The 12,369-nt window shown below is 67.7% G+C and carries 10 protein-coding genes and 2 tRNA genes; 11 read left to right on the top strand and 1 reads right to left on the bottom strand.

Annotation, left to right across the window (positions count from 1 at the left end; translation table 11 throughout):
- Positions 1 to 17 precede the first annotated feature (17 nt).
- The 7 genes from C1O66_RS09135 (at position 18) to C1O66_RS09165 (ending at position 6,012) form a co-directional block, all read left to right on the top strand.
- On the top strand, positions 18 to 506 hold the full coding sequence (locus C1O66_RS09135) for a DUF934 domain-containing protein (RefSeq protein WP_102767589.1): 489 nt from the start codon (positions 18 to 20) through the stop codon (positions 504 to 506).
- Positions 503 to 1,303 (top strand): phosphoadenylyl-sulfate reductase, encoded by an 801-nt coding sequence (locus tag C1O66_RS09140; RefSeq protein ID WP_102767590.1) that lies wholly within the window; start codon positions 503 to 505, stop codon positions 1,301 to 1,303. The genes C1O66_RS09135 and C1O66_RS09140 overlap by 4 nt, the downstream gene beginning before the upstream one ends.
- On the top strand, positions 1,300 to 2,259 hold the full coding sequence (gene cysD / locus C1O66_RS09145; RefSeq protein WP_102767591.1) for a sulfate adenylyltransferase subunit CysD: 960 nt from the start codon (positions 1,300 to 1,302) through the stop codon (positions 2,257 to 2,259). Before C1O66_RS09140 ends, cysD begins: the two co-directional genes overlap by 4 nt.
- 2 nt (positions 2,260 to 2,261) lie before the next feature.
- Positions 2,262 to 3,581, top strand: a complete 1,320-nt coding sequence (locus tag C1O66_RS09150) for a sulfate adenylyltransferase subunit 1 (protein ID WP_102767592.1) — start codon at positions 2,262 to 2,264, stop codon at positions 3,579 to 3,581.
- Between the two features lie 32 nt (positions 3,582 to 3,613).
- A complete protein-coding gene (gene cobA / locus C1O66_RS09155; protein WP_102767593.1) occupies positions 3,614 to 4,420 on the top strand; it encodes a uroporphyrinogen-III C-methyltransferase in 807 nt (268 codons plus the stop codon).
- Between the two features lie 89 nt (positions 4,421 to 4,509).
- Positions 4,510 to 4,833 carry a ferredoxin FdxA gene (gene fdxA / locus C1O66_RS09160; RefSeq protein WP_102767594.1) on the top strand — a complete coding sequence of 108 codons (324 nt, stop codon included), beginning with the start codon at positions 4,510 to 4,512 and terminating at the stop codon, positions 4,831 to 4,833.
- A gap of 51 nt (positions 4,834 to 4,884) precedes the next feature.
- On the top strand, positions 4,885 to 6,012 hold the full coding sequence (locus tag C1O66_RS09165; RefSeq protein WP_102767595.1) for an NAD(P)/FAD-dependent oxidoreductase: 1,128 nt from the start codon (positions 4,885 to 4,887) through the stop codon (positions 6,010 to 6,012).
- Positions 6,013 to 6,078: 66 nt separating this feature from the next.
- On the opposite strand, the gene C1O66_RS09170 is transcribed toward C1O66_RS09165, so the two are convergent.
- Positions 6,079 to 8,190, bottom strand: a complete 2,112-nt coding sequence (locus C1O66_RS09170) for a sensor histidine kinase (protein ID WP_102767596.1) — start codon at positions 8,188 to 8,190, stop codon at positions 6,079 to 6,081.
- A gap of 315 nt (positions 8,191 to 8,505) precedes the next feature.
- Here C1O66_RS09170 and C1O66_RS09175 point away from each other — a divergent pair, with 315 nt between their 5' ends.
- From C1O66_RS09175 to C1O66_RS09190, 4 genes are all read left to right on the top strand, one after another.
- Positions 8,506 to 10,665, top strand: a complete 2,160-nt coding sequence (locus C1O66_RS09175) for a TonB-dependent siderophore receptor (protein WP_102767597.1) — start codon at positions 8,506 to 8,508, stop codon at positions 10,663 to 10,665.
- A gap of 36 nt (positions 10,666 to 10,701) precedes the next feature.
- Positions 10,702 to 10,777, top strand: a tRNA-Asn gene (locus tag C1O66_RS09180).
- 69 nt (positions 10,778 to 10,846) lie between these two features.
- Positions 10,847 to 10,922: transfer RNA gene (locus C1O66_RS09185), tRNA-Asn, on the top strand.
- Between the two features lie 93 nt (positions 10,923 to 11,015).
- Positions 11,016 to 12,356, top strand: coding sequence for a leucine-rich repeat-containing protein kinase family protein (locus C1O66_RS09190; protein ID WP_102767598.1), 1,341 nt, complete (start codon positions 11,016 to 11,018; stop codon positions 12,354 to 12,356).
- Positions 12,357 to 12,369 lie beyond the last annotated feature (13 nt).

The following is a 12,369-nucleotide window of genomic DNA, read 5'->3' on the forward strand; positions in this document are numbered from 1 at the left end:
AGCCGACGACGACGACCATGAAATTCATCGACAGCACCCATTCCGAATGGCACCGCGTGGTGGGCGAAGACGGCCCGATGCCGCACCCGGACCCGGCGCCCCACCTGCTGCTGAGCCTGGAGCAATGGCATGCCGTGCGTGACCACTGGCCCGCCGGCCTGGTCACCGGCGTGGAAGTGCCCAATGACTACGCCATCGAAGATCTGGCGCATGACCTGCCGCGCCTGGCCCTGGTGGCCCTGAAGTTCCCGAAATGGGTGGACGGCCGCGCCTACAGCCAGGCCCGCCTGCTGCGCGCCCGCTACCGCTTTGCTGGCGAGGTGCGTGCCACCGGCGAAGTGATCGTCGACATGCTGCCCTTGTTGGCCCGCTGCGGTTTCAATGCCGTGCAGTTGCGCGCCGGCGAAAGCCAGGCTGCAGCCGAGCGCGCCCTGGCCTTCTTCCCGGCCCATTACCAGGGCGATGTGGACCACAGCCAGCCAGTGTTTGCACGAGGCGCGGCATGAGCGACGGAGGCGTCTCTTCACTGAGCAGCCTGCCCGGCGCCACGGCCAGTGCCTCAGCCGTGGGCCTGTATGCCCGCGCCGCGCCTGGCTTTGAAGCGCGCGTGGCCGCCAGCGTCGACCAGTTGCGGGCGGCTGCCGAGCGCTTCGGCGCCGGCCTGATCCAGAGCAGCAGCTTGGGCGCAGAGGACATGGTCATCACCGACCTGATCGCGCGCCATGGTCTGGCTATCGACATCGCCACCCTGGACACCGACGCCCTGCATGCCGAGACCCTGGCCCTGCTGCCCCAGATCGAGGCGCGCTACGGCCTGCAGGTGCAGGTCTTCCGCCCGGTGGCCGAGCAGGTGGTGCATTTCGTGAAGTCGCATGGCGAGCGCGCCATGTACGAGAGCCTGGCCCTGCGCAAGGCCTGCTGCGGCGTGCGCAAGTTGGAGCCCCTGGGCCGCATGCTGGCCGGCCGCACGGCCTGGATCACCGGTCTGCGCCGCGAGCAAAGCCAGAACCGCGCCGAGGTGCCCGCCGAAGAGCTGGACGGCCAAGGCCGCATCAAGCTCAATGTGCTGGCCGACTGGAGCTGGGCCGACATCTGGCACTACATCGACACCCACCAGGTGCCCTACAACACCTTGCATGACCAGTTCATGCCCAGCATCGGCTGCGCGCCCTGCACCCGGGCGATCTCGGTCGGCGAGGATTTCCGCTCGGGACGCTGGTGGTGGGAGAGTGAAGATGCCAAAGAGTGCGGCTTGCACCAAGCCCGCTCGAACGAAGAATTGAAGTCAGGAGCCACGGCATGAACGCCCCCCTCAATCTGCAAGCACTGGCCGCCACCGTGGACCAGCGCCATCTGGACCATTTGGAAGAAGAAGCCATCTTCATCCTGCGCGAAGTCGCCGCCGCTTTCGAGCGCCCAGGCCTGCTGTTCTCCAGTGGCAAGGATTCCTGCGTGGTCTTGCGCCTAGCCGAAAAAGCCTTCAAGACCCGCGTGGCCGGCAATGTGTTCAAGGGCCGCCTGCCCTTCCCCCTGGTCCATGTGGACACCGGCCACAACTTCCCCGAAGTGATCGAATTCCGCGAACAGCGCGTCGCCGAGATGGGCGAGCGCCTGATCGTCGCGCACATGGACGAGTCCATCAAAAAGGGCACCGTGCGCCTGGCCCACCCGCTGGAATCGCGCAACGGCCACCAGACCGTGACCCTGCTGGAGGCGATCGAAGAACACCGCTTCGACGTGCTGATCGGCGGCGCCCGCCGTGATGAAGAAAAGGCGCGCGCCAAGGAACGCATCTTCAGCCACCGCGACAGCTTCGGCCAATGGCAGCCCAAGGAGCAGCGCCCCGAGCTCTGGAATCTGTTCAACACCCGCATCCGCCCGGGCGAGCATTTCCGCGCCTTCCCGATCAGCAACTGGACGGAGCTGGATGTCTGGCTCTACATCGCCCGCGAAAACATCCCACTGCCCAGCTTGTATTTCAAGCATGAGCGCCCGGTGATCCGCCGCAAGGGCTTGCTGGTGCCGGTGACCGAGGTGACCCCGCCCGAGACCGGCGAGACGGTGGAAACCGCCACCGTGCGCTTCCGCACCGTGGGCGATATGACTTGCACCTGCCCGGTGGAAAGCACGGCCGCCACCGCCGCCGACATCGTGGCCGAGACGCTGACCGTGACCGTCAGCGAGCGCGGCGCCACCCGCATGGACGACCGCACGTCCGAGGCCTCGATGGAGCGCCGCAAGAAGGAAGGGTATTTCTGATCATGAACGCCGTTGCTGAACACCTGATCCACGACGCTGACGTGGACACCCATCACCGCGCCCTGCGCTTTCTCACGGCCGGCAGCGTCGACGATGGCAAGAGCACCCTGATCGGCCGCCTGCTGTTCGATTCCCGCGCCATCCTGGCCGACCAGCTGGACACCCTGGAAAAGCGCGCCGCCGGTGCGCCCATCGACCTGAGCTTGCTGACCGATGGACTGGAGGCCGAGCGCGAGCAAGGCATCACCATCGATGTGGCCTACCGCTATTTCGCCACCAAGACGCGCAAGTTCATCATTGCCGACGCGCCCGGCCATGAGCAGTACACCCGCAATATGGTGACGGCCGCCGCCGGCAGCGATGCCGCCGTGGTGCTGGTGGACATCACCAAGCTGGACACCTCGGTCGAGGCCGTCGAGCTGCTGCCTCAGACCCGCCGCCACAGCCTGCTGGCCCATCTGCTGCGCGTGCCCAGCATCGTCTTCGCCGTCAACAAGCTCGACGCGCTGGAACAGCCCGGCCCGGCCTTCGCTGCGGTGGAAAAGGCCTTGCGCGCCTTTGCCGAGCAGGCCGGGATTGCCGTCACCGCCATCGTGCCGGTCTCGGCCCTGCGCGGCGACAACGTCACCCAGCCCCTGGCCGGTGAATGGGCGACCTGGTACCAGGGCCCCTCGCTGCTGCAGGTGCTGGAAAGCCTGCCGGGCGTGCAGGAGAAGGTGGAGGGTCAGGTCTTGATCCCGGTGCAGTACGTGGCCCGAGACACCGGTGAAACGGGTGAAGGCACGGGCCACCAGCCGCGCACCCTTTGGGGCCGCATCGCCCATGGCCAGATCCAGGCCGGCGACGAAATCCAGATCCTGCCCAGCGGCGAGCGCGCCATCGTGGCTGAAGTACGCCGTGCCGGCGAAACCGTGAGCCACAGCGTGGCCGGCGAATCGGCCGGCGTGGTGCTGGACCGCCAGCTTGATGTCTCGCGCGGCGACTGGATCGTCACCCCCGGTTCGGCCCAGCCGACACAAAGCTTCAAAGCCACCCTGGCCTGGCTGGACACCGAGCCGGCTGTGCCAGGCCGCAAATACTGGCTGCGCCACGGCAACCGCTGGGTGCAGGGCCGCATCAGCGCCATCGAGCACCGCCTGGACATCCACAGCCTGCAGCCCTTGGACGCCGAGCAGCTGAATGTCAACGAGATCGGCCATGTGCAGATCGAGGTGCAGGCCGCCCTGCCGGTTGAGCCCTATGCCAGCAACCGCGTCGGCGGCAGCCTGATCGTCGTCGACCCCAGCAGCAACCGCACCAGCGGCGCCTTGTTGGTGCGCTGAACTCACCGCTCCGACCTGAAACGAGTCGCCCTATGAGTCCACAAACCGTCCTCTTCGTCAGCGCCGGCCCCGGCGCCGCCGACCTCATCACCCTGCGCGGCGCACGCGCCCTGGCCGCCGCCGAGGTGGTGCTGTTCGACGCCCTGACCGACCCGGCCCTGCGCGAGCTGGCGCCGCACGCGGAATGGATCGATGTGGGCAAACGCGGCTTTTGCGACTCGACCAAACAGACGGCCATCAACGCCGCCCTGGTCAAGCAGGCACGGACCGGCCGCCGCATCGTGCGACTCAAGGGCGGTGATGCCAGCGTCTTCGGCCGACTGGAAGAAGAGCTGATCGCCCTGCATGAAGCCGGCATCGCCAGCGAGGTGGTGCCTGGCGTGACCGCGGCCATTGCCGCAGCCGCCCAGGTGCAGCGCCCGCTGACCCGCCGCGGCAGCGGCCGCAGCGTCAGCCTGACCACGGCCATGACCCAGGATGGCGAGCTGCAGGCCGCCCGCAGTGCCGACACCGAGGTCTTCTACATGGCCGGCCGCCAGTTGGCCGCCCTGGGCCGCAAGCTGTTGGAGGCCGGCTGGCCGGCCGACACGCCGGTGCTGGCGGTCTCGCGCGCCGGCTGCGCCGATGCCCTGAGCAGCGACCACACGGTGGCCGAGCTGGCCGCCGCTTCGCTGCTGCACCGCGGTCGGCCGACCGTGGTCACCGTCGGCGCGGGCGCCCGGCCGCTGACGGCTGCACGGCGCGGCGTGGGGGTTTCAGGCCACGCTTCGCCCACAAATTCCAGCAACACGCCGGGTCTTGCGCCCCATCAAGGCCTGACTCGCAGCCTCATTGATTAAAATCCGCCTTTTGCCGCTGCTTGGCGCCACGCCCGAAAAGGGTGCAGCCCGGCAGCGACTCTGGCCCCAACTACACGAGCTGATCCACCATGACCCACGTCGTCCTTGAATCCTGCATCCGCTGCAAGTACACCGACTGCGTCGACGTGTGCCCCGTTGACTGCTTCCGCGAAGGCCAGAACTTCCTGGCCATCGACCCCGATGAATGCATCGACTGCGCCGTCTGCATCCCCGAGTGCCCGGTCAACGCCATCGTGCCGGAAGAAGATGTGCCAGGAAACATGCAGCACATGATCAAGCTCAATGCCGACCTCGCCAAGAAGTGGCCCAGCATCACCAAGCGCAAGGGCGCCCTGCCCGACGCCGATGACTGGAAGGACCGCACGGACAAGCTGTCCGAGCTGATCCGCTGAACGACTTCGTAAAACTGCTGACGCGGGGCCTGAACGGGGCCCGGCCAAGAAATGGAATCCCAAGTGAACGTAGAGACGACGACCGCGCCCGCCGACGAACTCCTGGCCCCGGGCCCGGAAACCATTGAGACCGATGCCGTCATCGTCGGCGCCGGCCCGGTGGGCCTGTTCCAGGTCTTCGAGCTGGGCCTGCTCGAGGTCAAGGCCCACATCATCGACTCCCTGGCCTACCCCGGTGGCCAGTGCATCGAGCTCTACCCGGACAAGCCGATCTACGACATCCCGGCCGTGCCCATCTGCACCGGCAAGGAGCTGACCGACAACCTGATGAAGCAGATCGAGCCCTTCGGCGCGACCTTCCATCTGGGCCAGGAAGTGACCACCGTGCTCAAGCAGGACGATGGCCGCTTCTTCGTCGCCACCAGCAAGGGCACCAGCTTCCTGACCAAGACCATCTTCATCGCCGGTGGCGTGGGCTCCTTCCAGCCGCGCACGCTGAAGGTCGAGGGCATCGACAAGTACGAAGGCACCCAGCTGCACTACCGCGTGCGCAACCCCGAGCAGTTCGCCGGCAAGAACCTGGTGATCGTCGGCGGCGGTGACTCGGCCCTGGACTGGGCCCTGAACTTCTGCGCCGGCAACGACGACGGTGGCGCCCACAAGGCCGAGAGCGTGATCCTGCTGCACCGCCGCGACGGCTTCCGCGCCGCCCCGGCCAGCGTGGCCAAGATGCGCGAGCTGTGCGAGGCCTACGAGATGCAGTTCGAAGTCGGCCAGGTGACCGACATCGTCGAAGCCGATGGCAAGCTGACCAATATCAAGGTCACCGGCGGCGACGGCGTGACCCGCGTCGTGCCCTGCGACCAGGTGCTGGTGTTCTTCGGCCTGAGCCCCAAGCTGGGCCCGATCGCCGAGTGGGGCCTGGCCCTGGAGCGCAAGCAGATCGTCGTCGACACCGAGAAGTTCCAGACCAGCGTGCCGGGCATCTTCGCCGTCGGCGATGTGAACACCTATCCCGGCAAGAAGAAGCTGATCCTCTCGGGCTTCCATGAATGCGCCCTGGCCGCCTTCGGCGCCATGCCCTACATCAACCCCGACAAGCGCGTGCATCTGCAGTACACGACCACCAGCCCCAAGCTGCACAAGGTGCTCGGCGTCGAGTCGCCCGTGTTCGATTGATCCGGCCTCGCCGATCAGCGAACGCAAAGCCGCCCTCGAGGCGGCTTTTTCATGCCCTGAAGGGGCTCAGCTGGGCAGGCGGATGATGAACTCCGCCCCCCGGCCCAGCGCGCTGTTCAGCGCCAGCTCACCGCCCAGGCGCTGCACCACCAGGCGCTGCGCGAGGTAGAGGCCCAGGCCCGATCCGCCCTGGCCCATGCGGGTGCTGAAGAAGGGGTCGAAGACATGGGCCTGGTGCTCGCGGGCGATGCCATGGCCGCTGTCGGCGACGCGCAGCTCCAGGCCTTCGGGCAGGGCCCGGCCGTGCAGGCTCAGGCGGCGCTCGCCGCTCCAGCCCTGGAAGGCATGCAGCAGCGCGTTCTCGATCAGCTGGGCCAGCACCTGGCTGAGCGCCGCCGCATGGCCGCGCAGGCGCAGCGGCTGCAGCCCGCTCAAATCGACCGTCACGCCGGCCTCGCGCAAGGCGCCGGTGAAGGCCTGCAAGGTGTTGTGGGCCACCTGTGCGGCGTCCATCCATTCGATGTCGTCGCTGCTGTCCTGCAAGGCCAGGGCCTTGAAATTGCGCAGCAGCACGGTGGCGCGCTCGAGGCCGTGGCTGACGATGTCGAGATTGGCCTGCAGGTTCTGGCGCAGGCCTTGCACGTCCTGCCGGCGCAAGCGGTTGGCCTCGAAGGCCTGGCCGAATTCCTGCAGCCCGGCCTGGGCCGAGCTGGTGGCCAGCAAGGCATTGCCCAGCGGTGTGTTCAGCTCATGGGCCACGCCGGCCACCAGATAGCTCAGCGCGGCCTGCTTTTCATGCTCCATCAGCCGGCGCATGGCCAGCTCCAGCTCGCGGGTGCGCTGCGCTACCTTGAGCTCCAGCTGGGCATGGGCTTCGGTCAGGGCCGCCTCGGCCGCGCGCCGCACCGACATCTCGGCGCGCAGCCGGCTCAAGGTCTCGTTGAGCTCGCCATTGCGCTGGGCCAGGGCCTGCTCCAGGCTGTTGCCCTGGCGTTGCAGCAGTTCGTTTTGCGCCGCCACGCGGGCATGCTGAACCAGGCTCAACATGCCCTGGCCGAAGTTCTGCTGCTGGGCGCGTAGATTGGCGCCGAGCAGCTGCACCTGGGCCTGGCGCGCCTCCAGGGCCTGGGCCAAATCGCCGCAGTCCTCGGCGCATTCGGCCAGGCGCAGCAGGGCGCGCCCGAGCAGGAAGAGCAAGCCGCCCTGCTCGCACATGGCCCGCACCTCGCGGAACATGAGCAGAGCTTCGCGGGCACGGCCCGATTTCCAGGCCAGCAAGGCCTGGTTCTGGCGCAGATGGGCGCGGTTGAGCAGGGACAGCGGCTGCTGCGCCGCCAGCTGTTCCACCTCGCGCAGCAGCTGGGCGGCCTCGTCCAGCTGGCCGGTCCAGATCATCAGATTGGCCAGGCTGAAGCGGCAGCGCACCCGCGTCGGCGGGCTGCCAATCAGCTCGGCCAGGGCCAGGGCGCGGCGGTAGATCGGGATGGCCTGGCGCGAATCGATGCCCTCGGCCGAGCCGCTCAGCTCGGTGTTGGCGTTCGCATACGCCGCGCCGACCGAGAGCAGCAAGGCGCAGCGCAGGCGCGGCGGCATCTCGCCATCCTGAACGGGCCGGTCGTCGCCGACATCCGGGCCTCCGAGCAGGGGCTCGAACTGGCGGATCAGCTCGACAAACATCTCGGCCGCCATCAGCACCCGGGCCAGCAGCAGACGGGCCAGCTGGCGCGAGCGCGTATCGCCGATGCTCTCGTACAAGGCATCGGCCTGGCCCACCGCCTGCATGGCGGCGGCGGTCAAGCGGGTGGCGCTTTGCACCAGGGCCATGCTGCACAGCACATCGGCACTGACCCGGGCCGAGCCCAGGCTTTGCGCACTCTCCAGCAAGGCATAGGCCTGCTCGGCCGCGGCCGGGCTGCAGCCGTTGAGCAGCTGCAGGCGCAGCTCGCGGGCTTGCAGGCGCAGCACCAGATCGGGCGTCAGCTCGGGCCGGGCCAGCCATTGGTGCAGGCTGTCCAGCGCCTCGTCCTGCCGCTCCTCCAGGATCAGCTCGTCGAGGGCCTGCAGCCAGGGGGGATCGGCCTGCGCATCGGCAGGATGCGAACCGGCCGGCGCGACCGGCTCGGGCACCGGGCTGGATTGCAGACTGGGCGGGGCGCTGAGTGCCGGACGAAGCGTCATGGCCCGAGTGTCCACGCGGCCCGCAGCCAGAGCAAGCCCGGGAAAGACCGCAAATCAGGCGCGACGCTAGAATGCGCGCTTCGCTGGGGGTGCTGGCCTTCTGAAGGGGAAGCCGGCTGAGAAAGTCCCTTTGAACCTGATCGCTGGCTCCGGCCGGCATGCCGATCCCTGGATCGGCACGAGTTAATCCTCGCGCAGGGAAGCATCTGAGGCACAGCCCGTCGGCTCGCAGCACCCGCGCTGCGGCCTGCCGCGGCGCCCTGGCTTGCCGCCCTGCAGCGTCTGTTGTTGTTCTTGACTTCACTGCAGTTCCCGATGCCCACATTCCTTTCGTCCCGTCCTGCTCTGGCCCTGCGCCCGAGCCTTGTTTCATCCGCCCTGGCTCTGCTGCTCGGCAGCAGCCTGGCCCAGGCGCAGAGCCTGCCCACGGTCTCGGTCAGCGGCCGCACGGCTGAGATGCCGGCCCAGGTGGGCGGCTTCGGCGAGACCCCGGTGGCCAAGCTGCCGCTGCAGATCAGCCTGTTCAGCCAGGAGCGCCTGCTGGACGCCGGCATCTCGGCCCTCTCGGGCCTGACCGCCCTGGACGCCAGCCTCGGCGATGCCTACAACGCCGCCGGCTACATCTCCTACCTGAAGATCCGCGGCTACGACCTGGACAACCGCTTCAACTACCGCCGCGACGGCCTGCCCATCAATGGCGAGACCATGCTGGACCTGGGCAACAAGAGCAGCATCGAAGTGCTCAAGGGCAGCAGCGGCATCCAGGCCGGCACCAGCTCGCCCGGCGGCCTGGTGAACCTGGTGGTCAAGCGCCCGACGGCCCAGGCTCACACCATCCTCAGCGGCGGCTTCAGCGAGCGCGGCACGTTTGAGGCGGCCATCGACTGGAGCCAGCGCTTCGGCGGCAGCGGCGAGTTCGGCCTGCGCGTCAATGCAGCCGCGGCCGATCTGCATCCGCAGCTGCGCGACGCCACGGGCACGCGCCAGCTGCTGGCCGTGGCCGGCGAGTGGCGCGTGCAGCCGGGCACCCTGCTCGAGGCCGAGTTCGAACTGAACCGCCACAGCCAGCCCAGCCAGCCGGGCATGAGCCTCTTGGGCAACAAGCTGCCCGACGCCAAGGCTTTTGATCCCCGCACCAATCTGAACAACCAGACCTGGACCCTGCCCGTCGAGTTTGACAATCAACATGCCTCGCTGCGCCTGCAGCAGCGGCTGAATGCGGACTGGCAGGCACAGGCCCATCTGGCCGTTCAGCGCCTCAAGACCGATGACCGCCTGGCTTATGCCTACGGCTGCGACAAGGAAGGCAACTACGACCGCTACTGCAGGGACGGCACGTACGATATGTTCGACTTCCGCAGCGAGAACGAGCGCCGCAACAGCGAAGCCCTGGACCTGTCTCTGAGCGGACGCTTCGACACCGGCCCGCTGCGCCACCAGCTGAGCACCGGCTTCCTGATCAGCCACTACAAGAGCCGCGCTCAGGCCCAGGCCTACAACGGCGTGGGCCCCGGCCGCATCGACGGCAGCGCGGTCAACCCCGCCGACCCCAGCCTGACCGACCAGAACACCCTGCGCGACGAGCGCAGCCGCGAGTTCTCGCTGCGCGACACGGTGCAGTTGAGCGCCGAGCTGCAAGCCTGGGCCGGCCTGCGCCACACCCAGCTGAACCGCAGCAGCGTGCGCACCAATGGCTCACGCCCGACCGACTACAGCCAGAGCCTGAGCACGCCCTGGCTGGGCCTGAGCTATGCCATCAACCCGCAGCTGATGGCCTACGCCAGCTGGGGTGAAGGTGTGGAAAGCGAAGTCACGCCCAACCGCAAGCGCTACGGCGACGCGGCCGGCCGCGCCCTGCCGGCCCTGAAGAGCCGCCAGAGCGAGATCGGCCTCAAGGCCGGCAGCAAGGCCGTGGACTGGTCGATCAATGCCTTCCAGATCAACCGCCCGGTCTGGGACGATTTCGGTGACTGCAGCGACAGCACGCCAGGCAGCTGCGTGCGCCGCCCCGATGGCATCGCCCGCCACCAGGGCCTGGAGGCCCAGGCCGACTTGAAATGGTCTGGCGGCGGCCTGCTGGCCAGCGCCATGAAGCTCAAGGCCCGCCGTGCCGACAGCAGCGTGGCCGACATCAACGGCCTCAAGCCCGTCAACGTGGCCGAGAACAGTCTGCGCCTGCAAGTGCGTCAAGATGTGCCCGCGCTGGCTGGCCTGCAGCTGAACGCTGGCCTGGTGTTTGAGGGCCCGCGCGCCGTGCTGCGCGACAACAGCCTCAACATCCCGGGCTGGACCCGTCTCAATGCCGGCGCGCGCTTCGAGCAGAGCTGGGGCCGCCAGCTGCTGATCTGGCGCGTCGGCGTGGACAACATCGCCAACAAGCGCGCCTGGAAAGAGTCGCCCTTCCAGTTCGACCATGTCTACCTCTACCCCCTGGCGCCGAGAACTTTCCGAACAAGTTTGGAAATCCACTTGTAAACCTCTCAAAATTCATCCTATAATGCGAGGCTCTGTTCCTCGATAGCTCAGTCGGTAGAGCGCCGGACTGTTAATCCGTAGGTCCCTGGTTCGAGCCCAGGTCGAGGAGCCAGAAATTCAGCGTTGCAGCGGTTCGGATTGCCTGCTGCAACACAAAAATTAGAAGTACCGAAAAGACAATTCCTCGATAGCTCAGTCGGTAGAGCGCCGGACTGTTAATCCGTAGGTCCCTGGTTCGAGCCCAGGTCGAGGAGCCAAATTCAAAACCCCCACCATCGCAAGATGCTGGGGGTTTTTTCTTGCCCGGCCATCCGGCCACGCCACGCTTTCCGCCCTCGGATCCACCACCCATGAGCTCGAACACCACATCGCTGCAAACACTGGACGCCCTCCGCCAGGGCGGTCTGCAAGGCTGCAGCCACCTCGACCTGCGTGGCTGCGGGCTGCAGGAGCTACCCGCTGAGATTCAGCGTTTGGCCGCCAGCCTGGAGGTGCTCGATGTTTCCAGCAATGCGCTGAAGCACTTGCCCAACTGGCTGGCCGAGCTGCCACGGCTGCGCATCGTGTTTGCCTCCGGCAACCGCTTCACCGAGCTGCCCGAGGTGCTGGGCCGCTGCCCGCAGCTGGAAATGGTGGGCTTCAAGAGCAACTGCATCGAACGTGTCAGCGGCGCCGCCCTGCCCGCGCGTCTGCGCTGGTTGATCCTGACCGACAACCGCATCGAGATGCTGCCGGCCGAGATTGGCCGCTGCGCGCGGCTGCAGAAGCTGGCCCTGGCGGGCAACCGCCTGCGCGCGCTGCCGACCGAGCTGCAGCACTGCCGGGCGCTGGAGCTGATCCGCGTTTCGGCCAATGAATTGCAGGCTTTGCCCGAATTGCTTTTGCAGCTGCCACGCCTGAGCTGGCTGGCCTTCGGCGGCAATCCGTTCAACCGCGAGCTGGAGCACGATGCGCTGGCGCACACGCCCCTGCCCACCCTGCCCTGGCCACAGCTGCGCCTCGAAGACCAGCTCGGCGAGGGTGCGTCCGGCGTGATCCACCGCGCGCGGCAGGTCGATACGGGCGAGCCGGTCGCCGTCAAGGTGTTCAAAGGCGAGGTCACCAGCGACGGCCTGCCCCGCAGCGAGATGGCCGCGGCCCTGCAGGCCGGTGCCCACCCGCATCTGATCCCGCTGCGAGCCAAGCTCAGCGCCCACCCGAACGATGCCCAAGGCCTGGTGCTCGATCTGATCAGCCCGGCCTTTCAGAGCCTGGCCGGCCCGCCCAGCCTGGCCAGCTGCAGCCGCGATGTCTACGCCGAGGACACATGCTTCAACCTGAGCGCCCTGCTGCGCATCGCCCGCGGTATGGCCTCGGCCCTGGCCCAGCTGCAGGCACGCGGCCTCAGCCATGGCGACTTCTACGCCCACAACATCCTGCACGACGGCCAGGGCCAGGCCTATCTCGGGGACTTTGGGGCGGCCTCCTTTTTGCCGGCAGAGGCCAGCGCGGCGCAGCGGGAGGCGGTGGCACGCATCGAGGTGCGCGCCTTCGGCTGCCTGCTGGAGGAATTGCTGGCGCGCTGCGAGGACGCGAGCCCTCAATCTCTGCGGGCCCTGCTGACCTTGCGTGATGCCTGCCTGGCCGAGGACGCCGCACGACGCCCCTCGTGGCCCTCCATCATCCGCAGCCTGGAGTCACAGGCATTCTGAGGGTCTGCAGCGC

This window comes from Paucibacter aquatile (assembly GCF_002885975.1).
Lineage (GTDB): Bacteria > Pseudomonadota > Gammaproteobacteria > Burkholderiales > Burkholderiaceae_C > Paucibacter_A > Paucibacter_A aquatilis.